Source organism: Streptomyces sp. NPDC015032, from assembly GCF_043080425.1.
Taxonomy (GTDB): domain Bacteria; phylum Actinomycetota; class Actinomycetes; order Streptomycetales; family Streptomycetaceae; genus Streptomyces.
The window spans coordinates 111,933-137,285 of sequence record NZ_JBIBVN010000015.1 but is presented as its reverse complement, the minus strand read 5'-3'; the positions used below and the strand labels follow the sequence as shown (position 1 = coordinate 137,285).

The 25,353-nt window shown below is 70.7% G+C and carries 20 protein-coding genes; 12 read left to right on the top strand and 8 right to left on the bottom strand.

Going from position 1 to position 25,353, the window contains the following annotated elements:
* Window positions 1-10: 10 nt before the first annotated feature.
* The 3 genes from ACF08M_RS22250 to ACF08M_RS22240 all read left to right on the top strand — a co-directional run bounded on the left by ACF08M_RS22250 (window position 11) and on the right by ACF08M_RS22240 (window position 2,843).
* Window positions 11-766, top strand: a complete 756-nt coding sequence (locus ACF08M_RS22250; RefSeq protein ID WP_392186987.1) for a DUF5819 family protein — start codon at window positions 11-13, stop codon at window positions 764-766.
* Window positions 763-2,064, top strand: coding sequence for an HTTM domain-containing protein (locus tag ACF08M_RS22245; protein WP_392186986.1), 1,302 nt, complete (start codon window positions 763-765; stop codon window positions 2,062-2,064). Before ACF08M_RS22250 ends, ACF08M_RS22245 begins: the two co-directional genes overlap by 4 nt.
* A gap of 140 nt (window positions 2,065-2,204) precedes the next feature.
* The gene (locus ACF08M_RS22240; protein WP_392187028.1) at window positions 2,205-2,843 is read left to right on the top strand and encodes a TrmH family RNA methyltransferase; all 639 of its coding nucleotides are present in this window, start codon (window positions 2,205-2,207) and stop codon (window positions 2,841-2,843) included.
* Between the two features lie 142 nt (window positions 2,844-2,985).
* On the opposite strand, the gene paaN is transcribed toward ACF08M_RS22240, so the two are convergent.
* Entirely contained in the window at window positions 2,986-4,686 is a 1,701-nt protein-coding gene (gene paaN / locus ACF08M_RS22235) for a phenylacetic acid degradation protein PaaN (protein ID WP_392186985.1), read from the bottom strand.
* A gap of 123 nt (window positions 4,687-4,809) precedes the next feature.
* Here paaN and ACF08M_RS22230 point away from each other — a divergent pair, with 123 nt between their 5' ends.
* On the top strand, window positions 4,810-5,403 hold the full coding sequence (locus ACF08M_RS22230) for a TetR/AcrR family transcriptional regulator (RefSeq protein WP_392186984.1): 594 nt from the start codon (window positions 4,810-4,812) through the stop codon (window positions 5,401-5,403).
* Window positions 5,404-5,454: 51 nt separating this feature from the next.
* Here the strand turns inward: ACF08M_RS22230 and ACF08M_RS22225 are convergent, their stop codons facing one another.
* On the bottom strand, window positions 5,455-5,961 hold the full coding sequence (locus ACF08M_RS22225) for an Lrp/AsnC family transcriptional regulator (protein ID WP_392187027.1): 507 nt from the start codon (window positions 5,959-5,961) through the stop codon (window positions 5,455-5,457).
* 262 nt (window positions 5,962-6,223) lie between these two features.
* On the opposite strand from ACF08M_RS22225, the gene pdhA reads away from it, so the two are divergent.
* From pdhA to ACF08M_RS22190, 7 genes are all read left to right on the top strand, one after another.
* Entirely contained in the window at window positions 6,224-7,384 is a 1,161-nt protein-coding gene (pdhA, locus tag ACF08M_RS22220; protein ID WP_392186983.1) for a pyruvate dehydrogenase (acetyl-transferring) E1 component subunit alpha, read from the top strand.
* Window positions 7,381-8,412: an alpha-ketoacid dehydrogenase subunit beta gene (locus tag ACF08M_RS22215; RefSeq protein ID WP_392186982.1), complete on the top strand. Its 1,032-nt coding sequence runs from the start codon at window positions 7,381-7,383 to the stop codon at window positions 8,410-8,412. The genes pdhA and ACF08M_RS22215 overlap by 4 nt, the downstream gene beginning before the upstream one ends.
* Window positions 8,412-9,962 carry a dihydrolipoamide acetyltransferase family protein gene (locus ACF08M_RS22210; RefSeq protein ID WP_392186981.1) on the top strand — a complete coding sequence of 517 codons (1,551 nt, stop codon included), beginning with the start codon at window positions 8,412-8,414 and terminating at the stop codon, window positions 9,960-9,962. Before ACF08M_RS22215 ends, ACF08M_RS22210 begins: the two co-directional genes overlap by 1 nt.
* 101 nt (window positions 9,963-10,063) lie before the next feature.
* Window positions 10,064-10,912, top strand: a complete 849-nt coding sequence (locus tag ACF08M_RS22205) for an NTP transferase domain-containing protein (protein WP_392186980.1) — start codon at window positions 10,064-10,066, stop codon at window positions 10,910-10,912.
* Between the two features lie 479 nt (window positions 10,913-11,391).
* Window positions 11,392-13,047, top strand: a complete 1,656-nt coding sequence (locus ACF08M_RS22200; protein ID WP_392187026.1) for a molybdopterin molybdotransferase MoeA — start codon at window positions 11,392-11,394, stop codon at window positions 13,045-13,047.
* Window positions 13,005-14,141: a potassium channel family protein gene (locus ACF08M_RS22195; protein ID WP_392186979.1), complete on the top strand. Its 1,137-nt coding sequence runs from the start codon at window positions 13,005-13,007 to the stop codon at window positions 14,139-14,141. Before ACF08M_RS22200 ends, ACF08M_RS22195 begins: the two co-directional genes overlap by 43 nt.
* Window positions 14,142-14,411: 270 nt before the next feature.
* A complete protein-coding gene (locus tag ACF08M_RS22190) occupies window positions 14,412-15,398 on the top strand; it encodes an NAD(P)H-quinone oxidoreductase (RefSeq protein WP_392186978.1) in 987 nt (328 codons plus the stop codon).
* Window positions 15,399-15,542: 144 nt separating this feature from the next.
* Here ACF08M_RS22190 and ACF08M_RS22185 read toward each other — a convergent pair whose 3' ends face one another.
* The 6 genes from ACF08M_RS22185 to ACF08M_RS22160 all read right to left on the bottom strand — a co-directional run bounded on the left by ACF08M_RS22185 (window position 15,543) and on the right by ACF08M_RS22160 (window position 23,424).
* Window positions 15,543-16,091: a bacterial proteasome activator family protein gene (locus ACF08M_RS22185; protein WP_392186977.1), complete on the bottom strand. Its 549-nt coding sequence runs from the start codon at window positions 16,089-16,091 to the stop codon at window positions 15,543-15,545.
* Between the two features lie 128 nt (window positions 16,092-16,219).
* Window positions 16,220-19,069, bottom strand: a complete 2,850-nt coding sequence (locus ACF08M_RS22180) for an FtsX-like permease family protein (RefSeq protein WP_392186976.1) — start codon at window positions 19,067-19,069, stop codon at window positions 16,220-16,222.
* Window positions 19,066-19,839, bottom strand: a complete 774-nt coding sequence (locus tag ACF08M_RS22175) for an ABC transporter ATP-binding protein (protein ID WP_392186975.1) — start codon at window positions 19,837-19,839, stop codon at window positions 19,066-19,068. Before ACF08M_RS22175 ends, ACF08M_RS22180 begins: the two co-directional genes overlap by 4 nt.
* A 136-nt stretch (window positions 19,840-19,975) precedes the next feature.
* Window positions 19,976-20,605, bottom strand: coding sequence for a PadR family transcriptional regulator (locus ACF08M_RS22170; protein ID WP_392186974.1), 630 nt, complete (start codon window positions 20,603-20,605; stop codon window positions 19,976-19,978).
* A gap of 94 nt (window positions 20,606-20,699) precedes the next feature.
* A complete protein-coding gene (locus ACF08M_RS22165; RefSeq protein WP_392186973.1) occupies window positions 20,700-21,524 on the bottom strand; it encodes a hypothetical protein in 825 nt (274 codons plus the stop codon).
* Window positions 21,525-21,780: 256 nt separating this feature from the next.
* Window positions 21,781-23,424: a protein kinase gene (locus tag ACF08M_RS22160; protein ID WP_392186972.1), complete on the bottom strand. Its 1,644-nt coding sequence runs from the start codon at window positions 23,422-23,424 to the stop codon at window positions 21,781-21,783.
* Between the two features lie 295 nt (window positions 23,425-23,719).
* Here ACF08M_RS22160 and ACF08M_RS22155 point away from each other — a divergent pair, with 295 nt between their 5' ends.
* Entirely contained in the window at window positions 23,720-25,348 is a 1,629-nt protein-coding gene (locus ACF08M_RS22155) for a protein kinase (RefSeq protein WP_392186971.1), read from the top strand.
* The last annotated feature ends 5 nt before the right edge of the window (window positions 25,349-25,353 follow it).

The window sequence follows — 25,353 nt, the reverse complement described above, 5'->3', positions numbered from 1 at the left end:
TCGGGGCGGGATGGATTCGTACGACGACAGGGGTGTCGGGAGCGGGAGCACCAGGCCGGGGCCTGGGCCGGGCGAGGACACATCGCCCGGCCCCGGTCCGGAGCCGGGTTCGTCTCCCCGCGGCGGCATCGCCGCCCTGTCGCTTCCGTACCAGATCGTTGCCGCGATCGCGCTGTCCGTCATCGGGCTGATCGCGTGTGGACAGCTGGCCATGGTGTTTCTGCATGTCGCGCCCTCCAACACCCTGACCAAGCAGCACGGCAAAGCTGTCGACGACTGGATCTATCCCGAGTTCGAACAGAACTGGAAGCTCTTTGCCCCGAACCCGCTCCAGCAGAACGTGGCCGTTCACGTCCGAGCCGAGATAGCCGGCACCGACGGCCGCCGCACCACCTCCTGGATGAGCCTCTCCGGTGAGGACGGGAAGGCGATACGCGGCAATCTTCTCCCCAGCCACATCCATCAGAACGAGCTGCGCCGGGGCTGGGACTTCTACATCAATTCGCACGACAACGAGAACCGGGCGAACGGCCTGCGCGGTGAGCTCTCCGAGCGCTACATCCGCCGCATCGCCATGCGGCGCCTCAGTGAGCACGACTACGGCGGCACTGTCGAGCGCATCCAGATCCGTTCCGAAGTGCGGTCCATCGCGGCGCCCGGCTGGAGCGAGGAGAAGATCAGTACGAAGCCGTCCTACCGGGTGCTGCCGTGGTGGACCATTACCCCGGCCGACCTCCCCGAGAACGCCAAGGGGGCGGACAAGTGAGTACGTCAACCTTCGATCGCAAGCTTGCCCGCGGCATCCAGCGCGTCACCTCCTCGGCCCTCGGCCCGTACCAGAGCGCCGTCATCCGGATCGGTTTCTCCGCCACCTACCTGCTCTTCCTGCTGCGCGAACTGCCGCACCGCCATGAGATGTACGGCCCCGACGCCACATGGCGCTGGGACATGGCGCAGCAGCTCATATCGGGCAATCAAGCCTTCACCGCGCTCATGTGGTCGGACAGCACCGTCTGGTTCGAGATCGTGTACGCGGTGGCTCTGCTCTCCGCCGCACTGCTCATGGTCGGCTGGCACACCCGCGCCATGTCGGTCCTCTTCATGGTCGGTGTGCTCTCTCTGCAGAACCGCAGCATCTTCATGGGCGACGGTGGCGACAACGTCATCCATCTCATGGCGATCTACCTCGTGCTGACGCGCTGCGGGCAGGTCTGGTCGTTGGATGCCCGGCGCGCAGGTCGTGCGGACCGTGCGGCCGGGGCGGGGCGTGCGGGCCGCACACCGGGGCTGCCGGCTGATGCGGATACGGATGCGGATATCGCCGGCCTTCGGCGTTCGGGGCGGCGGGACGTGGCCGGTCCGATTCTCTGGGTGGTGCTCGGCCTGGTTCTGATCGCGGCCACCGTGACCGACGGGCTCGGCGGCACCACGTGGCTGCCGGCTCTCTTCTGGCTTCTCTGGGCCGGTCAGGGCGCCTGGTGGGTCGTGAACCGTCGTGCGCCGGACAGCGAAGCGCGCACCCTGCTCGACGTCATCGCCAATCTCGCCCACAACGCGACCCTGGTCGTGATCGCGGCCGAGGTCTGCGTGATCTACGCGACGGCGGGGTGGTACAAGATCCAGGGATCGCGGTGGCAGGACGGCACGGCGCTGTACTACCCGCTCAATCTCGACTACTTCACGCCCTGGCCCGGGCTGTCGGACATTCTCGCGTCCAGCGGTGTGATGGTGATGCTGCTGACGTACGGCACGGTCATTGTTCAGGTCGCCTTCCCCTTCACCCTGTTCAACCGGCGGGTCAAGAACGTCCTGCTCGTCGTCATGATGTGCGAGCACGTCGGCATTGCTCTGCTGCTCGGGCTGCCGTTCTTCTCGATGGCGATGATCGCCGCCGACTCCGTCTTCCTGCCGACTGTCTTCCTGGTCTGGCTCGGTGGCCGTGTGACCCTCGGGCGGGAGCTGCTGTTTTCGCGCAGGGGCAAGGTGCCGGGGCAGCGGCGTGCCGTCGATGACGAGGAGGTCCCGCAGCACAGCGGCGACGGGGGCCATACGCTCGTCGGGTGAGTAGTGAGAGCGGCAGCAGCACCGGCGGCATGGGCGGCACTGGCAGTACCGGCGGGAAACCGCTGATCGAGGAGTCCCCGGGACATGAACCGTCCGTCGCATCCGTACCTGCGGCGGCACCTGGCCCGGCCACGGAACCGATGCAGTACGACGACGGGTTCGGAACGGAGATCGGCGTCGGGCCGCACCCGCTGCCCTGGCCCGTGGACGAGCGGTACGACCCCGAGCTGCTTGCCCACGGCGACCGGCGCAACGTTGGCGACGCCTACCGGTACTGGACCCGGGAGGCGATCGTCGCCGATCTTGATCTGCGACGGCACGACTTCCACGTGGCGGTCGAGAACTGGGGCCACGACTTCAATATCGGCTCCGTGGTGCGAACCGCGAACGCCTTCCTCGCCAAGGAGATCCACATCGTGGGGCGGCGGCGCTGGAACCGGCGCGGTGCGATGGTCACCGATCGGTACCAGCATGTGCGGCACCACCCCGACACGGAGTCGCTGACCGCGTGGGCGGCGGCGGAGGGCCTGCCGATCATCGGGATCGACAACCTGCCGGGGGCGGTTCCGCTGGAGCGTACCGAGCTGCCGCGGCGGTGCGTGCTGCTCTTCGGGCAGGAAGGGCCCGGGCTGACGGAAGAGGCCCGCGAACACGCGGCGATGGTGTGCTCCATCGCGCAGTTCGGATCGACGCGGTCGATCAACGCGGGAGCCGCGGCCGCGATCGCCATGCATGCGTGGGTGCAGCGGTACGCGGAGATTCCGGGGACAGCGCCCTAGCCGGGGCAGGCATGGGGCGGGCGTCTGCGGCGGGCTCGTCTCCCTGCCCTCCCCTTTCGGCAACCGAAGGCTCCGTCCCCCGGACCTCTGCTCCTCGACCGCCCGAGGGGCTGGAGAGAGGTCCGGGAGAGCGGTGCGGGGGTTACGCCTGGCGGCGGACTTCCACCGTGCGGAAGCGGTTTGCCACGAATGCTCCGTCGCACAGGGCCGCGTTCGCCGCAGGGTTGCCGCCCGAGCCGTGGAAGTCGGAGAACGCCGCGGTCTGGTTGACGTACACCCCGCCGGTCAGATTCAGCGAGAGCTGGGCCGACTCGTCCAGGCAGACGTCCTCCAGCGCGCGCTCCACCTCCGGCGAGGTGGTGTACGCGCCGACCGTCATCGCGCCCTTGTCGCGGATCGTGCGGCGGAGCAGCTCCACGGCGTCGGATGTCGAGTCGACCGCCACAGCGAAGGAGACCGGTCCGAAGCACTCCGACAGGAAGTGCTCCTCGTCGTCCGGCTTGGTGCTGTCCAGTTTGACGACGACGGGGGTGCGGACCACCGCGTCGGGGAATTCCGGGTTGGCCACCTCGCGGGAGGGCAGGGCGACCTCACCCAGTGCCGCGGCGGCTTCCAGGCGGTCCTTCACATCGGGGTTGACCAGCGCACCGAGCAGCGCGTTCGCCCGGGCGTCGTCGCCCAGCAGTCCGTTCACCCCGGCGGCGATGTCGGCGACGACTTCGTCGTACGACTTGCCGCCGTCGTCGGTCGTGATGCCGTCCCGCGGGATCAGCAGGTTCTGCGGGGTGGTGCACATCTGGCCGCTGTACAGCGAGAGGGAGAACGCCAGGTTGGCGAGCATCCCCCGGTAGTCATCGGTGGAGTCGAGGACGATCGTGTTGACTCCGGCCTTCTCCGTGTAGACCTGGGCCTGGCGGGCGTTGGTCTCCAGCCAGTCGCCGAAGGCGGTCGATCCGGTGTAGTCGATGATCTTGATCTCGGGGCGCACCGCGAGAGTCTTCGCGATGCCCTCGCCCGGCCGTTCGGCGGCCAGGGCGACGAGGTTGGCATCGAAGCCTGCCTCGACGAGCACCTCGCGGGCCAGCTGCACCGTGAGCGCGAGCGGAAGCACGGCGCGCGGGTGCGGCTTGACCAGGACGGGATTGCCGGTGGCCAGGGAGGCGAAGAGGCCCGGATAGCCGTTCCACGTGGGGAACGTGTTGCAGCCGATCAGGAGCGAGATGCCACGGGGCGCCGCGGTGAACGACTTGTGCAGCTCCAGCGGGTCGCGCTTGCCCTGGGGCTTGGACCAGTCGGCGCTCCGCGGGGTGCGGATCTGTTCCTCGTACGCATACGCCACCGCTTCCAGGCCGCGGTCCTGGGCGTGCGGGCCGCCCGCCTGGAAGGCCATCATGAAGGCCTGGCCGCTGGTGTGCATCACCGCGTGGCCGAATTCATGGGTCCGGGCGCTGATCCGCGCGAGGATCTCCAGACAGACCAGGGCCCTGGTCTCGGGACCCGCCGCACGCCAGGCGGCCATCCCCGCACGCATCGCCGGCAGCAGGACGTCCAGGTCGGAGTGCGGATATTCGACCCCCAGCTCCGGCCCGTACGGAGAGATCTCCCCGCTCGTCCAGCCGTCGGTGCCCGGCTGACCGAGATCCAGCCGGGTATGCAGCACGGCGTCGAAGGCGGCCTTGCCCTCGGCGGCGCTCAGGCTGCCGGGAGCGCCGCCCTCGCCGTATGCCTTCGGATGCTCGGGATGCGGGGACCAGTAGGCGCGCGTACGGATCGCGTCGAGGGCCTGGTCGAGCGTGGGGCGGTGCTTCTCGGACAACAGGTTCGGGGAGAGATCGGCGGCCATGACGGACCAACTCCTCAGCGAGCTGGGCAGGGACGGGCGGACAGAGTTAGAGTAACCGAACGATCGGTCGGGACAAGGGGGCCCGCCAAACCTGTGGACAACTCGTAGGGGAGGATCGCGGACATGACCACGGCCAAGCGGGACACGTACACCCCGGAGACCCTGCTCACCGTCGCCGTCCGTGTCTTCAACGAGCGCGGCTACGACGGCACGTCCATGGAGCACCTCTCCAGGGCTGCGGGCATCTCCAAGTCGTCCATCTATCACCATGTCGCCGGCAAGGAGGAGCTGCTTCGCCGTGCGGTGAGCCGGGCGCTGGACGGGCTCTTCGGCATCCTCGACGAACGGGGGGCGACGCAGGGGCGTGCGATCGAGCGGGTCGAGTACGTCACCCGCCGCACCGTCGACGTGCTGATAGCCGAGCTCCCCTACGTCACGCTGCTGCTGCGCGTGCGGGGCAACACGAAGACCGAGCGGTGGGCCATGGAGCGGAGGCGCGAGTTCGACCACCGGGTGACCGACCTCCTCGGAGCCGCGGTCGCGGACGGTGATCTCCGCTCCGACGTGGACATACGACTGGTGACGCGACTGCTCTTCGGGATGGTCAACTCTCTGGTGGAGTGGTACCGGCCGCAGCCGGACGGCGGCGTCGACGGTGAGCGGCTGGCGGACACGCTCGTTCTGGTGGCCTTCGAGGGGATGCGGTCCAGCCGTTGAACGGTCCGGCCATCGGGCCGAACCGTTCTGGTGTCCGGCAGCCGGGTCCCGTTACGTGAGCTCGGCGGGTCCGGCCGGGCCCGGGGCCAGGTCCGTCTCCTCGAAGACCAGGAGCGTGCGGGTCGAGAGCACCTCCGGAATGGACTGGATCCGGGTCAGGACCAGTTCGCGCAGCGACCGGTTGTCCGGGGTGTGCACCAGCAGCAGGACATCGAAGTCGCCGCTGACGAGCGCGATGTGAGTGGCCCCAGGCAGCGCCTGGAGCTGCTCGCGCACGGTGCGCCAGGAATTCTGGACGATCTTGAGCGTGATGTACGCGGAGGCGCCCTGCCCCGCCCGCTCATGGTTCACGCGCGCGCCGAAACCGCGGATCACGCCGTCGTCGATGAGCCGGTTGATCCGGGCGTACGCGTTGGCCCGGGACACATGGGCGCGATCGGCCACCGACCGTATCGAGGCCCGGCCGTCCGTCTGGAGCAATCGCAGAATGTCGCGGTCGACGGCGTCCAGCGGGCGCGCGGGCGGAATCTGGCCGGGGCCCTCGCCCCCCTCGGCCATTTGTTCAGCTGACATGTGCCCGCGCCTCCCTGTCCTGGACGACCTGCCCCTATCCCAGGCTGTGGAAAACCGTTTGTCCACAGGCTGAAGGCGCCTGTAGCCAAAATGCGCTCGCGACCGAACAATCGGTAGGTGAGGCACGCCACATCGGCGCCTCGGACAGTGCTCGACATTTCGATGTATTTCGACGCCCCTCGGCATCGGACGACCCCGATGCCGGCAGATGCCGCTCGAAACCCCTCAATGCCAGGAGGTGCTTGTCATGACGGTCCAAGAGCTGCCCGGCGCGGCCGCTTACCGGCCCACGCCGCCCCCGGCCTGGAAGCCGCTCACCGATCCCGCGCCGCTGCTCCCGGACCCCGAGCCGTACCGGGTGCTCGGTACGGACGCCGTGGCCGATGTCGATCCCGGGCTGCTGCTGCGGCTCTACAAGGAGCTGGTCCGCGGCCGGCGGTACAACGCGCAGGCCACCGCTCTCACGAAGCAGGGCCGGCTCGCCGTCTATCCGTCGAGCACGGGGCAGGAAGCCTGCGAGATAGCGGCCGCGCTGGTGCTGGAGGAGCACGACTGGCTCTTTCCCAGCTACCGCGACACGCTGGCGGCCGTGGCGCGCGGCCTGGACCCGGTCGAGGCACTGACGCTGCTGCGCGGCGACCGGCACACCGGTTACGACCCGCGCGAACACCGCATCGCGCCTCTCTGCACCCCCCTTGCCACCCAGCTGCCGCACGCCGTGGGCCTGGCACACGCGGCGCGCCTCAAGGGCGACGACGTGGTGGCGCTGGCCATGGTCGGTGACGGAGGGACCAGCGAGGGCGACTTCCACGAGGCACTGAATTTCGCGGCCGTCTGGCGGGCCCCGGTCGTCTTCTTCGTGCAGAACAACGGCTTCGCGATCTCCGTGCCGCTGGCGAAGCAGACCGCCGCTCCGTCCCTGGCGCACAAGGCCGTGGGGTACGGGATGCCGGGCCGGCTGGTGGACGGCAATGATGCAGCCGCCGTGCATCAGGTCCTCGGCGAGGCGGTGGCACGGGCCCGGAGCGGTGGCGGTCCGACGCTCGTCGAAGCGGTGACGTACCGCATGGACGCCCATACGAACGCCGACGACGCCACGCGCTATCGCGGTGAAAGCGAAGTGGAGGCGTGGCGTGCGCACGATCCGATCCAGCTCCTGGAGCGGGAGCTGACCGGGCGGGGGCTGCTCGGGGACGACGGGATCGAGGAGGCGCGCGTGGCCGCGGAGCGGATGGCGGCAGCTCTGCGCGAGCGCATGAACACCGACCCGGTGCTCGACCCGATGGATCTCTTCGCCCATGTGTACGCGGAACAGACCACGCAACTGCGGGAGCAGGCCGCCCGGTTGCATGTCGAGCTGGAGGCCGGGCAGGACCAGCACGGCAACGACATGGAGGAAGGGCGATGACCATCGCAGCGGCGCCGGCCGGAGAGCGGACGGCGAAGGCCAAACCCGCCACCATGGCGCAGGCGCTCGGGCGAGCGCTGCGCGACTCGATGGCCCAGGATCCGACGGTGCACGTCCTCGGCGAGGACGTCGGCACGCTCGGCGGGGTCTTCCGGATCACCGACGGCCTGGCCAAGGAGTTCGGCGAGGCCCGTTGTACGGACACCCCGCTGGCCGAGGCGGGCATCCTCGGCACGGCCGTCGGTATGGCGATGTACGGGCTGCGGCCCGTGGTGGAGATGCAGTTCGACGCCTTCGCCTATCCGGCGTTCGAGCAGCTCATCAGCCATGTTGCCAAGATGCGGAACAGGACGGCCGGCGCCATGCCGTTGCCGATCACGGTCCGGGTGCCGTACGGCGGCGGGATCGGCGGCGTCGAGCACCACAGCGACTCCTCGGAGGCGTACTACATGGCGACGCCCGGCCTCCACGTCGTCACGCCGGCCACCGTCGAGGACGCGTACGGGTTGCTGAGGGCCTCGATCGCTTCCGACGATCCGGTGGTCTTCCTGGAGCCCAAGCGGCTCTACTGGTCGAAGGCGGACTGGTCTCCCGAGGCACCGGTGGCCGTGGAACCGATCGGACGGGCTGTCATCCGCCGGACCGGGCGCAGCGCGACGCTGATCACGTACGGGCCGTCGCTTCCGGTCTGCATGGAGGCCGCGGAAGCCGCCGTCGAAGAGGGGTGGGACCTCGAAGTCGTCGATCTGCGCTCACTGGTGCCGTTCGACGACGAGACCGTCGCCGCTTCCGTGCGGCGTACGGGGCGCGCGGTCGTCGTCCATGAATCCTCCGGTTTCGGCGGTCCGGGCGGCGAGATAGCGGCACGGGTCACCGAGCGCTGCTTCCACCACTTGGAGGCGCCGGTGCTGCGGGTCACCGGGTTCGATGTTCCGTATCCGCCGCCGATGCAGGAGCGGCACCACCTGCCGGGCGTGGACCGGGTGCTCGACGCGGTCGCCCGCTTGCAGTGGGAGGCGGAGAGCTGATGCCACAGGTACTCGAATTCAAGCTCCCGGATCTCGGTGAGGGGCTCACCGAGGCGGAGATCGTGCGCTGGCTGGTGGAGGTCGGCGATGTCGTCGCTGTCGACCAGCCGGTCGTCGAGGTCGAGACGGCCAAGGCGATGGTGGAGGTGCCGTGCCCGTACGGGGGCGTGGTGACCGCGCGGTTCGGTGAGGAAGGAACGGAACTTCCGGTCGGGGCACCGTTGTTGACGGTGGCTGTGGGGTCCGAGGGGACCTCGGGGGTGGCGGGATCCCCGGGGCCGGCCGGAACGACGAGGTCGGGGAACGGCGCGGGGAACGGCGAGGTGGCGTCGGCCGGGGGGGCCGGGTCCGGTCCGCGTGGGGCGGGTTCCGGCTCGGGTACCGGTGAGGTGGAATCGTCCGGCAATGTGCTGGTCGGCTATGGGACGGGCGCGCCGGTGGCGCGTCGTCGACGGGTCCGTCCGGAGGCGGTGGCGGCGCCTGCTGTCGCACCGGTGATGGCGGTGGCCGCGGAACCCGCGTCCGTTCCGGACGCGGCACAGGGGACGCAGGGCCCGGTGGCCGTCGTCTCTCCGCTGGTTCGGAAGCTGGCACGTCAGCATGACCTCGATCTGCGGCAACTGGCGGGCTCCGGACCCGAGGGGCTGATCATGCGTGCCGATGTCGAGTCCGCGATCAGGGCGCTGGCAGAAGGCAGGGCGACTCCTTCGCCGGCCGCGGTCCCGCAGCCGGTTTCGACGCCCGGGCCGGTTTCGGTCTCCGAGCCGGTATCGGCGGCCGGACCGGTTCCCGCAGCGACGGCGCTGCCCCCGGTGCAGCCGTCGGCCGGGCGGAGGGCCGCGGGTCCGGCCGGGGAGCGCATTCCGTTGCGCGGTGTACGGGGAGCGGTCGCCGACAAGCTGGCGCGCAGCCGGCGGGAAATCCCCGATGCCACCTGCTGGGTCGATGCCGATGCCACCGAGCTGATGGCGGCCAGATCGGCGATGAACAGCGCCGGTGGTACGGCCGCCGGGCCCAAGGTGTCGGTGCTCGCCCTGCTGGCCCGTATCTGCACTGCCGCACTGGCCCGGTTCCCCGAGCTCAACGCCACGGTGGATCCGGAGGCGCGGGAGATAGTGCGGCTGCCGGAGGTCCATCTCGGGTTCGCGGCGCAGACCGAGCGGGGCCTGGTCGTCCCCGTCGTACGGGATGCGCAGGCCCGGAACGCGGAGTCGATCGGGGCCGAGATCGCCCGGCTGACCGAGGCGGCCCGGACCGGGAGGCTGACCCCGGCGGAGCTGACCGGCGGGACGTTCACGCTGAACAACTACGGGGTGTTCGGGGTCGACGGCTCGACACCGATCATCAACCACCCGGAGGCGGCGATGCTGGGCGTCGGCCGGATCGTGCCCAAGCCATGGGTGCACGAGGGCGAGCTGGCCGTGCGCCAGGTCGTCCAGCTCTCGCTGACCTTCGACCACCGGGTCTGCGACGGGGGTACGGCGGGTGGCTTCCTGCGTTACGTGGCGGACTGCGTGGAACAACCGGCGGTGCTGTTGCGCACGTTGTAGCGGATTCGGCTGCGGGCTCCCGTTGGTCCTCCCGGTCCTGGATCCGCCGGATCCAGGACCGGGAGGACCAACGGGAGCCCGTGACCCGCATACTCGGAGGCATGACCGCGTACGACGCCATCGTCCTTGCCGGAGGAGCCGCCAGGCGGCTCGGCGGAGCCGACAAGCCCGGGATCCGGGTCGGTGGCCGTGCGCTGCTCGACCGGGTGCTCGTGGCCTGCACCGGCGCCTCGACCACCGTGGTGGTGGGCGGGCGGCGGCCCACCGTGCGCGCCGTGACCTGGACGCGTGAAGAACCGCTGGGCGGCGGTCCGTTGGCCGCGCTCGACGCCGGGCTCCGGCGTACCGGCGAGGAATGGGTTCTCGTACTCTCCGCCGATCTGCCGTTCCTCGGGGAGAGCACCGTCGGAGCGTTGCTGACCGCCGCGCATGACGGCGGGCGGGAAGGGGCCCTGTGCACCGATCAGGACGGCCGCGACCAGCCTCTCGTTGCCGTCTACCGTGGCGAACCGCTGCGCCGCGAGCTCGCCCTGATCGCCACCGAGCACGGCGGTCTCTCCGGGCTTCCCCTGCGGTTGCTGACAAATGAACTCGATCTTGCCCGGGTGGAGGCAGGTCCCCTGGCTTCCTTCGACTGCGACACCTGGGAGGACATCGTGTCGGCCCGGGCCTGCATCAGAGAGCATGGCACCGTGCTGGACGAATGGATCACCGCAGTCAAGAACGAACTGGGTATCGAACTCGACGTCGACACCGACGTCCTGCTCGATCTCGCCCGTGACGCCGCCCACGGCGTCGCCCGCCCCGCCGCGCCCCTGACGACGTTCCTCGTCGGGTACGCGGCGGCGAAGGCGAGCAGAGACGGCGACGGCCCGGAGGCGGTGGTCGAGGCCGCCCGCAAGGCTGCCGCGCTGGCCCTTCGGTGGGCGGACGAGAACGAGACGCAATGACGGCCCGCCACAGCGGGCCCGACCCGTCCCCGGCGGCCGATGCCGCGTCGATGGGCGATGCCGTGTCGATGGGCACTGTGCCGACGGACGGCGGGCCCTCGGCGGGTGTGGGGGTCCCGGTGGACGGCGGGCCCTCGGCGCGTGACCGTCCGTCGTCGGGCGACCGGGGACCGACCCGGGAGGAACTGCTGGCCGCCGAGGAGGACCGGGCAGTTGAACAGGCCCTCGCCCTGGTCGGGCGCCGGTCTTCGGGTGAGCCCCACCGGTCATATCGGCCTCGGCACGCGGACCGGCCCCACACCGCGGACCTGCCTCAGCCCGACGATCGCCCGCACTCCGTGGGACGCCCCCACACCGCGGATCGCCCCCATACCGCGGACCCGCCCCATTCCATGGGCTCCTGCTCCCCGGAACCGTCGAATTCCACGGACCGGGCCCGCCCCACGGAAGAGCGCGCGTCCGCATCCCGGCCCCCGGCCCTGTCGCCAATCTCGTCTTCACCCCCGCCTCCGAACCCGACCTCGAACCCGACCGCGCCTCCGAACCCGACCTCGAACCCAAACCCGACCGCGCCCCTGAACCCGACCGCGCCCCTGAACCCGACCCCGGACCCAAACCCGACCGTGCCTCCGAACCCGCCCCCGCCCCAGGGCGCGGTCCGGCCGCGTGGGCGTGTCCGAGCGCCCGGCCGAGCGCTCTCCTGGCGGGAGGCGCGTGCCCTCGCCGCGCGCTCGGGCCGTGACGTTCCCGTCCGTACCCGGCGGCTCCCCCTCGACCGGGCGCTCGGACACGTACTCGCCGAACCGCTCGTCGCGCTCACCGATCTGCCGTCCTTCGACACCTCCGCCATGGATGGCTGGGTCGTCACCGGACCGGGGCCATGGACCATTCGCGAGGTCGAGGGGAACGGAAGCGAGGAGGGCTCCGGAGACGGAGACGGGGGCGCCGGCGCGGGCCCGCGCCCGAGCCGGGGACTGGGCATCCTTGCCGGGCACCGCGTCCCCGCCGCGCTCCCCGACGGCGATGCCGTACGGATCGCCACCGGGGCACGCATCCCGGCGGACGCCAACGCCGTGATCCGTAGCGAACACGCTCGCGTGGACGAGGCCAAAGGGCTGCTCCACGCGAAGTACCAAGTGCATCCCGGCCAGGACATCAGGCCCCGCGGTCAGGAATGCCGTTCCGGAGATCAGCTCCTCCCTGCCGGGGCCCTGGTGACACCCGCAGTCCTCGGTCTGGCCGCCGCCGCCGGGTACGACGAGCTGATCGCCGTCCCCCGCCCCCGTGTCGATGTCCTCGTCCTCGGTGACGAACTGCTGACCGGCGGACTGCCGCACGACGGGCTGATCCGCGACGCTCTCGGCCCGATGATCGGGCCCTGGCTGCGCGCGCTGGGCGCCGAGGTCGCCGCACCGCGGCGCCTCGGCGACGACGCCGCGGCCCTACGGCACGCCCTCACCACCTCCGACGCCGATCTGGTCATCACCACCGGCGGTACGGCCTCGGGGCCAGTCGATCACGTCCACCCGGTCCTTGCCGAGATCGGGGCCGAGCTGCTGGTGGACGGTGTCGCCGTCCGCCCCGGCCACCCCATGCTGCTGGCCGGGCTCAAGCCGGAGGGCCCGGGGGCGGGCCCGTATCTCGTCGGGCTGCCCGGCAATCCGCTGGCCGCCGTCTCCGGGCTCCTCACGCTTGCCGAGCCACTGCTCCGAGGGCTGGCCGGCCGTGGGCCGGCGGCGCCGTACCGGGTCGTCGTGCGTGACGAGGTGCACGGGCACCCGCACGACACCCGTCTGGTGCCCGTCGTCCACCGCATGGGTGGCACCGGCGGCAGCGCACGCAATCTCGGCAGCACGGGCGGCAGCGCACGCAAGCTCGGCAGCACGGGCGGCAGCGCACGCAAGCTCGGCAGCACCGGCGGGAGCGCACGTAGCCTCGGCACCACGGGAACCGGCGGCGGCGCCGAGCACGTCGTACCGCTGCATTACAACGGTCCGGCGATGCTCCGAGGAATTGCCGCGGCTGACGGGCTGGCCGTCGTACCTCCGGGCGGGGTACGGTCCGGCACCGAGGTGGAGATCCTCGGTCTACCGTGGGCCTCGGCGATGCCGTGGACGGAAGGGTGTTTCACGTGAAACTTCCCGGCCACGATGCGATGGCCAGGCGCGCCGACGAGCATGTCGTGCCCACACGGGTGCAGCTCCCGCGCAGGGTCGTGTACGGACCAGCGCGGCAGGTCGTCAAGCGGCTGATGATGGCGTTGCTGGTGCTTGCGGTCACCGTGCTGATCGTCTGGCTCGACCGTGGTGGATATCACGATGCAGCCGATGGCAAGGTCGACCTGCTCGACTCCGTGTACTACGCGACGGTCACCCTCTCCACCACCGGCTACGGAGACATCACCCCGTACGGAGACGCCGCCCGGCTCACGAATGTGTTGCTGGTGACACCACTGCGGGTGCTGTTCCTGATCATCCTGGTCGGCACCACTCTTGAGGTCCTTACGGAACGGACCCGGGAGGACTTTCGGCTGAAGCGTTGGAGAGCCAACTTGCGTGACCACACCGTTGTCGTCGGCTTCGGCACGAAGGGCCGTTCGGCCATCCAGACCCTGTGCGCCACCGGCCTGAGAAAAGAGCAGATCGTCATTGTCGATCCGGCGAGCAAGGTGATCGAGATCGCCAACGCCGAAGGGTTCGTGGGTGTGGTCGGAGACGCGACGCGCAGCGAGGTGCTGCTGCGCGCCGAGCTCCAGAAGGCACGGCAGGTCATCATCGCCACCCAGCGCGACGACACGGCGGTGCTGGTGGCGTTGACGGCGCGGCAGCTCAACCGCGGGGCGAAGATCGTGGCCGCGGTGCGCGAGGAGGAGAACGCCCCGCTGCTCCGGCAGTCCGGGGCCGACGCCGTGATCACCAGCGCCAGCGCGGCGGGCCGACTGCTCGGTCTCTCCGTTCTCAGCCCCAGTGCGGGCACGGTGATGGAGGACCTGATCCAGCAGGGCAGCGGCCTCGACCTCGTCGAACGGCCGGTGATAAAGGCCGAGGTGGGCAAGAGCGTCCGGGAGACCGAGGATCTCGTCGTCAGTGTCCTGCGGGGGCACCGACTGCTCGGATACGACGATCCGGCGGCCAGTCCTTTGCAGCTGACGGACCGTTTGATCACCATCGTGCGTGTCTCGAACGAACCGCCGCTGAGCAACCCGGCTACGGGCACGCCGCGCCTGTAGCCGGCATCGTTCTGGCGTCGCGCTCGATGCCGGGCACTGTTCTGGCGTCGCACTCGTCGCACGGGCCGCGTCGTACTCGTCGCACGGATCGCGTCGTACTCGTCGCACGGGCCGCGTCGCGTTCGTCGCACGGACCGCGCCATGCCGTCGTACAGCTGGCGCCCCGGCATCGTCCGGCCCGCGCCCCGGCATCGTCCGGCCCGCGCCCCGGCATCGTCCGGGGCGTCCGACGGCCCCGGCCGGGTCGGGCCACGGAGTAGCCTCGCCGCCATGTATGCGATCACGATCCCCGAACCCGGTGGCCCCGAGGCGCTCGTATGGGCCGAGGTGCCCGATCCGGTAGTCGGCGAGGGCGAGGTCCTCGTCGATGTCGTGTCCAGCGCGGTCAATCGTGCCGATGTGCTCCAGCGGCAGGGCTTCTACAACCCGCCGCCCGGCGCGTCCCCGTACCCGGGTCTGGAGTGCGCGGGCCGTATCTCGGCGGTCGGGCCCGGGGTCAGCGGCTGGTCGGTCGGTGACGAGGTGTGTGCGCTGCTCGCCGGAGGCGGCTACGCGGAGAAGGTCGCCGTACCCATCGGCCAGCTGCTGCCCGTACCGGACGGAGTCGACCTGACACTGGCTGCGGCGCTGCCCGAGGTGACGGCCACGGTCTGGTCGAACGTGTTCATGGTGGCCCATCTCCGCCCCGGCGAGACGCTGTTGGTGCACGGCGGGTCCAGTGGCATCGGCACGATGGCGATCCAGCTCGCCAAGGCCGTGGGCGCACGGGTCGCCGTGACCGCGGGCGGACCGGAGAAGCTGGCGCGCTGCGCGGAGCTCGGTGCCGACATCCTGATCGACTACCGGGAGCAGGACTTCGTCGAGGAGCTGCGCAAGGCGACGGACGGGGCCGGTGCGGACGTCATCCTCGACATCGTCGGCGCGAAGTACCTCGACCGGAACGTGAAGGCGCTCGCCGTCAACGGCCGACTGGCCGTCATCGGCCTCCAGGGCGGCGTCAAGGGTGAGCTGAATCTGAGCGCCCTGCTGAACAAGCGGGCCGCCATCACCGCGACTTCGCTGCGCGGCCGCCCGCTCGCCGAGAAGGCCGCCATCGTCGCCGCCGTACGCGAACACGTCTGGCCGCTGATCGCCGCCGGCATCGTACGGCCGGTCGTGGACCGCACGCTGCCGATGCCCGAAGCTGCCGAGGCCCACCGGGTACTGGAGTCCAGCGCGCACATCGGGAAGGTGCTTCTGCAGACACCCGCGGGCTGACCCCCGCCCCCGAGCGGCACCCACACACCACAGGGCCCGGCACACAGGTCGTCGACCATGTGCGCCGGGCCTTGGTGGTGTTGCTCCGCCCTTGAGAGGCACGGGCCGGAGGGGGCGTACCGACTAGAGGTACGGGCGTACCGACTAGAGGTACGGGCCCGACCGGATGGCTCCGTGCTGGTCCCCGCTGCCGACCTCGTCCTCGTGTCCGCTTCCCGGCGGAAGGGCGCGACGCATCTGCTCCAACTGGGCCCGCGCCGCCATCTGCTGCGCGAACAGCGCCGTCTGGATGCCGTGGAAGAGGCCCTCCAGCCAGCCCACCAACTGGGCCTGCGCGATCCGGAGTTCTGCCTCCGAGGGCACCGACTCCTCGTTGAACGGCAGGGAGAGCCGCTCCAGTTCCTCCACCAGCTCCGGCGCGAGGCCGTCCTCCAGCTCCTTCACGGAGCTCGCGTGGATCTCCTTGAGCCGGACCCGGCTCGCCTCGTCGAGAGGAGCAGCCCTGACCTCCTCCAGGAGCTGCTTGATCATGCTGCCGATGCGCATGACCTTCGCGGGCTGTTCGACCATCTCCGTCACCGGGACCTCACGCGACTCGTCGTCAGTGCCACCGCCGCCGATCGCCATGCCGTCCTGCCCCACCACGAGGACTTGGGGGTGCTCCTGCGACCGTTCATTCCTCGGCATCTCCATGGCGTCATTGTCTCGCACACCTGCCGTCCAACACGGTGGTGCCCCCGTCAACGGTTGATCCACCGTTGACGGGGGCACCAATTCAGCCGGTCAGGCCACTGACCGCACCGACCGCACCGACCGCGTCGTCATCCGGCCCGCCGGGCCAGCTTCAGGCGCGACCGTGTGAACGCCGCCGCGAGCAGCCCGGCCAGCAGCGGAATGCACACGACGAGCAGACCGATGGTCGCCCAGGGCAGCACGATCGGCGTGTACGCCGACTGTGTGGGATCGGACCGCATCGCCGCCAAGGCTTCCCGCAGGTCGACGAGGCGCAGCGCCACCGCGGGCACCAGGCCGGCCAGTGTGCCGAGCACCACACCTGTGAGCGCCACCACCAGGCACTGGAAGCCGGACAGCTTCCGCCGGACGCCCGGAGGCGCGCCCACCGCGCTGAGGGTGTTGAGATCGGCCTCCGCGTCCGCCTTGGCCAGGCCCGTGGTGATCGCGGCCGCGCCCAGGGTCACCACGCCGGCGAACAGGGTCAGGATCAGCAGGATGATGTCCGGCTCCCGGCCGAGACCGTAATCGGACTGCACCCAGATGCCGCCGCCGGCCTGCTCGATGGCACCGGAAACCCGCTGGTCCTCTGCGGCCGTCGGCGCATGGGCGACGGCATACACGCTCCCGGACGCCCTGGTGTGCAGGCCGAGCCGTTCCGCGGTCCGCTCCGGAAGGATCATGCGGATTCCCGGGGTGGCGGCGTACTTCGCCGGGGCCACGTACACCTTCAGCCTGTCCACGGTGGTCCGCGCCTTGCCCGGGTGCTGCTTCCCGTACTTCTTGTCCTTCTCGCTGTACCGGTGGACCGCCTTGACGGTGACCTCGCCGTTCTCCGCGTACACCGGGTTGAGCAGCACCGGTGTGCCAGCGGCCAGTGCCCTGGCGGCTGCGGGGTCGTCGAGTTTCACATACGTGGCGAGCAGGGCCGCGTCCGCGACGACGATGTTGCTCTCATCGTTGTTGAAGAGACCCGAAGCCATCACGTCGGTGAGGCACGCGGGGGAACGCATCAGCTTCTTGTGCTCGTCGTCGGAGAGCCGTGCGGCGAGTTCCTTGGCTCCCTTGCGGGTGAGCGGACAGCTGTGGGCCTTGCCGGTGGGCTTGACCAGTTCCAGCGAGCCGCAGTGGTTCTCCTCGTAGTTGTTGCAGTCACTTCCTGCCCAGACCCGTCGGAAGTCCGCGTGCCCGCTGGTGACGGCCATGTTCCGCTCCACCGCCGTCCGTGCCGACGGGAGGCGCTCGGCCGCCTTCTCGTCGAAGGACGAGACGACGATGGTCCCCTCGGCGACCGAAGGGATGCGGTTGTACTCGATCTCGGCGGAATGGCTGGACATGTACGTGGCGATGGCCACCGAACCCGCGACCGCGGCCATCACCGCGGCGACGGCGGGAGCGGTACGCCCGCGGTTGCGGGCCGCGTCGCGCAGCGCCATCCGAGGGGAGAGGGGCAGCCTTGTGCCGAGCCGCCCGAGGAAGCCGACGATCATCGGGACGCAGGCGAGCAGCCCGAGTTCGGCGACCATCGAGCCGCCGGCGACCAGTGCCGAATTCCCGCTGGTGCCCCCGTAGAAGGCGGCCGCGGCACCGAGCGCCAGCACGCAGGCGCCCAGGACGGGCAGCACCCGTGAGGAGCGGCGGACGCCGCGTCGTCCGGTGAGCGACTCCAGTACGGACTGCCGACTCGCCACGATCGCCGGGGCGAACGCCGCCAGCAGCCCGGTGATCAGGCCTATCGCGGCGATGAGCAGCAATTCCAGCGGCGGCATCGAGAGCGATCCGAACCGGTGTCCGGCCCAGTTCTCCAGCACGGGCCGGAGGGCCGCGGTGAGCCCGACGCCGACCGCGACACCCGCCACCGCTCCGATGCCACCGAGCACCAGACCGCCACCGAGCACCACGGCCCGGACATGGCGCCTGTCTCCGCCGCAGGTGCCGAGAAGGCCGAGCTGGCGGCGGGAGCGGCGCGCACCGACCGCGAAGGCCGGACCGGCGAGCAGCACGATCTCCAGCACCGCCATGGCGATCACGGTGACGAGTGCTGCGCTGAGCTCTCCGGAGCCGCCGTGGTCGGCGATGCGGGGGTTCCTGGAGGTCAGCGGGACCTCGGAGTCGGGCGGCGGGTCGAGGGCGACCTGCCGGGATGTGACGAGCACGCCCGACTTATTCGCCTCCATGATGTGCGGCCAGGTCACGCCGACCCCTGCGGGGCCTTTGACCAGCCATTCCGTGAAGCCGGAGTTCGGCGGCAGCACCTTCTTGTCGTGGTCGGCCGCGGCCTTCCACGGAGCGATGACCGCACCGGGATCGGCGTAGAGGGCCTCGGCCTTCAGATCGAAGGGCAGCTCGACCGCGCCGGTGATGGTGTACGTCCGGCCGGAGTTGCGCACGGTGGTGGTCGAGCCGACGTCCAGCCCGGTCGCCTTCAGGAACGGCTCGGTGGCGGCCATCTCGCCGTTGCCGTGCGGGTAGGCGCCGCGCACGAGGTCGATCTTGCCGCGGGCCATCGCGTCCGACGTCCGGAACTCGACGACTTCGGTGTTCCTGACGCCGTACCGGGTGGTGACACTCGCCGGGACGGACTGGATGCTGATCGCCCGCGAACCCTTGGGGAACGTCGTTCTGATGTCGACCGGTTCGCGGTTCTCCACGGGCGGTGCGTCGTCCAGGCCCATGTAGATGTTGCTCAGCGCCCCATCGGGGAGTTGCTCGATGGGCCCCATCATCTCGTCGCTGAACAGTGCGTCGGCGGAGCCCATCGTGCTGGTCAGCTGCTCGGCGACGGTCTGCGTCATGCTGCGGTACGTCACATCGAGGGCCGTGACGCCGAGTACCGGCACGGCGATCATCGCGACCACCAGTGCGCTGCGGCCCTTGGCGCGCATGGCGTCGCGCCTGGCTATGCGGAGGGAGGCGCGCCAGCCCGTGAAGACGCTCACTTGGCGTCCTCGGCGGCCAGCAGCGAGTCGGCGTCGATGGCGAGTGCCTGGTCGACGACCGAACCGTCCCGGAGGAACACGACCCGGTCCGCCCAGGCGGCGTACCGCGGTTCGTGTGTCACCATCACACCGGCCGCGCCCTGGTCGCAGCGGTTGCGCAGCAGCGCGAGCACGGCCTCGCCGGTCTCGGAGTCGAGTGCCCCGGTGGGTTCGTCGGCGAGCACGAGGCGCCGGTCCCCCACCAGCGCACGGGCGATCGCGACGCGCTGCTGCTGGCCGCCGGACATCTCGTCCGGGAACCGGTCGGCGATCTCCAGGAGCTTCAACTCCTCCAGTGCCGCCCGCGCCTCCTTGCGGGCCTTGCGCACGGAGAACCCGTCGAGTTCGCGCGGCAGGGCGATGTTCTCGGCGGCGGTGAGTGCCGGGATCAGGTTGTAGTCCTGGAAGACATAGCCGACGCTTCGGCGGCGCAGGGCGGCGACGCCCTTGCGGCCGAGACCGGATATGTCCTGCCCCTCGATCATGACCTGGCCGCTGGTCGCGGTGTCGAGACCGCCCGCGATGGTCAGCAGGGTGGATTTTCCGGAGCCCGAGGGCCCCATCACCGCGACGAGTTCACCGGCGTGGACAGAGAGGTCGATGCCGCGAAGGGCGTGCACCTCGGCGATGCCGGTGCCGTGGGTACGGGTGAGTGCCCGGAGTTCGAGCACCGGTGTGTCCGCGGCCGGCGGTGAGCCGGACGCGGATCGGGACGGGGCGTGCGAGGACATGGTGGTGGTTCCCCCCTTGGAACGGGTTGTGGGGCCGACGCCGGGGCGCCGAGGCGGTCCGACGTCGGACAGGGCACGTACGCGGTGGTGCGTCGTGGTGGCGGAAGCCGGGATGCGTACGCGCGGTGGTCCGTGGTCAGCGCCGGCCGCGCGGGCGGGCGGCGCGGGCCGGAGTGCCGGCGGCCGGGGTGCGGCCGGTCCTGCGTACCTCGGGCTCCGGCTCCGTGGCGGCGGCCTCGGCGAGGCGGACCAGCCGGGACTCGCAGTGGTCCAGCCAGCGGGCCTCGGCCTCCGCCTGGAAGATCAGCTGTTCGAGTACGAGCAGCCAGGCCACCTCGTCGCGGTTGGCCGGGACATCGGCGAGGGCCTGCGCCTTGAGCCGGGTGTAGTCCTGCATCGCCTTCACCGTGTGGTGGCGCTGGGCCTGGATGACGGCCCGGATGTCCACACCGGGCGCGCCGACCGCCATGGCGAGTTTGATGGCCAGCTCGTCGCGGGGCGGGCTGCTGCGGTCGACGGGGGTCTCGAACCAGTTCCGCAGTTCCGTGCGGCCGTCGTCGGTGATGGCGTAGAGGGCGTGCCCCTGGTCGTCCTCGTCGTCCTGGACGACCAGGCCGTCGCGCTCCAGCCGGCTCAGTGTCGTGTACACCTGGCCGACGTTGAGCGGCCAGGTGGAGCCGGTGCGCGACTCGAATTCGGTACGGAGCTGGGAGCCGTATCTGGGCCCACGCTCCAGCAGGGCCAGCAGCCCGTGACGGATCGACATACTGAGTATGTATACCGAGTATGTTCCGTGGTGCAAGTTCCGTCCGGGGCGTATGGGGGTTGAGGGGAGGAGCATGGTGGGGTCGTGGCCCGCCTCAGTTCGGGCGGCGCATGCGGAATGCCAGGAAGCCCAGACCCGTTCCTATCAGCGCGATTCCCGCTCCCAGGGACACCCGCTGCATCCGCTCCACGGACGGCCCGCCGAGGGCCTGTGGTGCGGGTCGGCCCGGCGCGGGGGACGCGCTCGTCGCCGGTATCGCCGCGGGCACAAGCCCCGGATCGGTCGCCGTGGGCCGCTCGTCGAGCTCGTCGAGGGAACTGGAACTGTCCGCATGGGTGAGCTCCCCCGGTGAGAGCGGCCGTCCGGGCCGCAGCCGTCCCTCCCCGGCCTCGCGCCCGGCGAGCGGGGACTGCGTTTCGGGGGGCGGTGACCCGTCGGCCGCAGCAGTGGAGGAGGGGCCGGTGGAGGGCGGGGCCGGAGGGGCGCCGTCCGGCGCGGCGGAGGACGGCGAGGGCGCTGCGGCGGAGGACGGCGAGGGTGTCGCGGAGGAGGATGGCGAGGGCGCCGCAGCGGAGGATGGCGAGGGTGTCGCGGTGGAGGATGGCGAGGGTGCTGCGGAGGAGGGCGGCGAGGGCGTCGCGGGTGCGGGGGTGGCCGAGGTGCCGTCCGGGGGAGTGGTCGTGGGCATCGCCGGGGGTTCGGCCGAAGGAGTGGCCGAGGGGGTGGCCGGAGCCTCGTCCGGCGGTTCTCCACCGGGGGCGGTGGACGGGTGGGCGGGAGGTGCGGACGACGTGGCCGAGGCCGGCGTCACCGGGACGCTGACCGCCTCCGGTGTCCCGCCGGAGGTGCGCCGTTCCGCGTGTGCCTCGCCCGTCGCGGCACCCATCGCCGCGCCCGCCGAGAGTATGAGGCAGACCACGCACCTCGTGGATCGCGAAGGGAGAAGTCCTGGAGCCATGAGGGAAGCGTCACATGTGGCGATATGTCCGGCATCTCGGGCGTGTAGGGACCCCTTGAGGGTTGGATCGGCCCCCGGGAGCCGCCTCTACGCGTACGCCGCGCGCCCGCGTATCCGTGCCTGCCCGCGTATCCGTACGCCGCGCGCCCGCGTATCCGTGCCTGCCCGCGTATCCGTACGCCGCCCGCCCGCGTTCCGTGCCCGCCCGCGCGTCCGCTCAGGCGGGGTCGCCCGTCGCGATGCGCAGTTCGAAGTGGGCGCCGGTCTTGGCCACGGCCGCTCCGGAGGTCGGGAACTGGTCGATGACCTGGTCCTCCGCGTAGGCGTTCCCGGGGACCTTGATCTCCTTGATGGTCCAGCCCGCCGCTTCCGCGCACGCCTTCGCCGAGAGGATGTCCTTGTAGAGGAAGCTCGGTGCGTCGACCTTGTTCGGGTCGTCGTTGTTCTCCAGGGCGTCCGTGCAGGCCTCGGTCCTCATGGTCCGGTTCCGCTCCGGGTCCTTGTGCTCGCTCGCGGTCGACGAGCCGTTCGCGGAGGGGTCGTCGACCGTACCCCGGTCCTTCAGCGAGACCACCGTGATCAGCCCGCCGACCGCGATCAGCGCGACCACGATCGAGCCGACGATCACCGGCATGTTCCGCCTGGAGCCGCCCCCGCCGGAGCCGGCCTGCGTCTGCGGCGCGATCGAGTACGGCGGGGTCTGCTGCTGCATCGGGGACATCGGCGCCTGGCCCTGGTACGCCGGGCCCGACTGCGGATAGCCGTACGACGGGGCCGGGGTGGGCGCCGGTGTCGGTGCGCCGTACGGGCCCGACTGGTACGGGCCCGGCTGGTACGGCATCTGGACGTTCTGCGGTGCCGGAGTGGACTGGTCGACCGGCGGGAAGACCGCCGATCCGACGCCCGAACCGCTGTTCGACGGTGCGCCGCCGCCCGCGACGATCACCGGGGCGCCCGTCTGCCCGCCCGCGCTCAGCACGCGCGCGATCTCGTCCTGCATCGCCGCGGCGCTCGGGAAGCGCTCGTTCGGGTTCTTCTTCAGCGCGCGGGCGACGAGCGCGTCCATCGCCGGGGTGACCGACCGGTTGATGGTGGAGGGCGCGACCGGCTCCTCCTGGACATGCGCGTACGCGATGGCGAGCGGCGAGTCCGCGTCGAACGGGATGCGTCCGGTCAGCAACTGGAACAGCATGATGCCGACCGAGTACAGGTCGGAGCGCGCGTCCACTCCGCGGCCCAGGGCCTGTTCGGGGGAGAGGTACTGAGGGGTGCCGACGACCATGCCGGTCTGTGTCATCGAGGTGACGCCCGACTGCATGGCGCGGGCGATGCCGAAGTCCATGACCTTCACGACACCGCGCCTGGTCACCATCACGTTGCCGGGCTTGATGTCGCGGTGGACCAGTCCCATCTCGTGGCTGGTGTCCAGCGCGGCCAGCACGTCGGACGTCACCTTGAGCGCCTTGTCGGCCGGCATCGCGCCGTGGCTCTGGATGTCCGCCTGGAGCACGGAGCCGAGCGGCTGCCCCTCCACATACTCCATGACGATGTACGGCATCAGCGCGCCGCCGAGCTCGTCCTCGCCGGTGTCGAAGACGGAAACGATGTTGGTGTGCTGCAATTTGGCAACGGCCTGCGCCTCGCGCCGGAACCGCTCGCGGAACGACTGCTCGCGGCCCAGCTCCGTGTGCAGTGTCTTGATCGCGACCTGGCGGTCCAGGGCGGAGTCGTACGCCAGATATACGGACGCCATCCCGCCTTCGCCGAGCAGGTCGCGAAGCTGGTACCGGCCACCGGCGACCGAACCGCCCGCGTAGCGCCCCTGAGCGCTGTGTGCGCCGTGTGCGCCGTCCTGGCTCATGGCTTGTTTCCCCCTTGGCGCGCGACTCACGCGGTGATCTCTGTGTACGCGCCAAGTCTGCCCGAGGGGTACGACACGTCAAGCCAGGTGCCCGTTCCGTGATCCTCCGCACAGGAAGCGTCTCGGAAGCGTTACAGGAAGCTCATGGAATCTGCCCGCCCGGCGCGCCGGGCGGTGGGACGAACGGTCCCTCTCGGAAACGGGGGGTCCGGCAGAGGCTGTAGCGTGACGTGGCAATGCAGCTAGACACCGTGAGAACCCGCGGACGCGCGGACAGATACGACGGCGAGGACTGATGGCACCCGATTCCGAAGCAAACGGCGGCGGAGTTTCGGATGGCACCGACTCCTGGGGCATCGATGGTGTCGTCGGTGACGGACGCTACCGGATGACCCACCGGCTCGGCCGGGGCGGCATGGCGGAGGTCTTCGCGGCCGAGGACGTCAGACTGGGGCGTACGGTCGCGGTGAAGCTCCTGCGTGCCGACCTCGCGGAGGACCCGGTCTCCAAGGCCCGGTTCACGCGCGAGGCGCAGTCGGTCGCGGGCCTCAACCACCACGCGATCGTCGCCGTGTACGACTCCGGCGAGGACATCGTGGGCGGCCAGACCGTTCCCTACATCGTGATGGAGCTCGTCGAGGGCCACACCATCCGCGATCTGCTCCTCAGCGCCGAGGCCCCGCCGCCCGAGCAGGCGCTGATCATCGTCTCGGGCGTGCTGGAAGCCCTCGCTTACTCGCACCAGCACGGCATCGTGCACCGTGACATCAAGCCCGCCAACGTGATCATCACGAACTCGGGCGCGGTCAAGGTGATGGACTTCGGCATCGCCCGTGCGCTGCACGGCGCGCAGTCGACGATGACGCAGACCGGCATGGTCATGGGCACGCCGCAGTACCTCTCCCCCGAGCAGGCGCTGGGCAAGGCCGTCGACCACCGGTCCGACCTCTACGCCACCGGCTGCCTGCTGTACGAACTCCTGGCGCTGCGGCCCCCGTTCACGGGTGAGACGCCGCTCTCCGTCGTATATCAGCATGTGCAGGACATTCCGGTCCCGCCGTCCGAGGTTCTGGACGTGGTGCCGCCGGAGCTGGACGGGCTGGCCATGCGCTCGCTCGCGAAGGACCCGGACGACCGGTTCCAGAGCGCCGAGGAGATGCGCGGCCTCATCCAGTACAGCCTGCAGATGCTCCAGGTGCAGGGCGGCCACACGGGCACCTGGAACACCGGCCCGGTCGCGATGCACGAGGGCGGCCACACCCCGGCCATGGGTGTCACCGGCGCCACGATGGCGATGGGCCACCCATCGCACGGGGACACCTCGCAGGGCCCGATCCTGCCGCCGATGAACCCCGACGACGGTGGTTACGAAGGCGGGCGCCCGGGAGGTGGCGGCCGCGGCAAGCTGTGGCTGTTCGTCGTGCTCGCGCTGATCGCGATCGGAGCCGGTGTCGCCCTCGCCCTCAACGCGGCAGACAGCAACGGCACCCAGCAGAAGGAGACGCCGACAGAGACCTCCAGCTCGTCGTCCTCGCCGGAGAGCTCGCCCTCGCCGAGCGACGAGCACACCGAGCAGGACCCACCGCCGGAGAACTCCACCGGAAATCAGCAGGACCCGCCCCCGCGGCGGAACACCTACTCCCCGCCGGTCAAACCGGACAAGCCGTCCGAGCCGCCGTCGACGGACCCGTCCACGCCGGGCACGGGTGGCACGGACACCGGCGGTACGGGCACGGACACCGGCGGTACGGGCACGGACACCGGCGGTACGGGCACCGACACCGGGGGCACCGGCACGGACAGCGGTGGCGCCGGGACGCCCAGCGGCGGTACGGGCACGGACACCGGTGGCACCGGCGACACGACCGGGACCAGCACCGGTACGTCCTCGTCGGGCGGCGGCACGTCGGGCGTCATCCCGTAACCCAC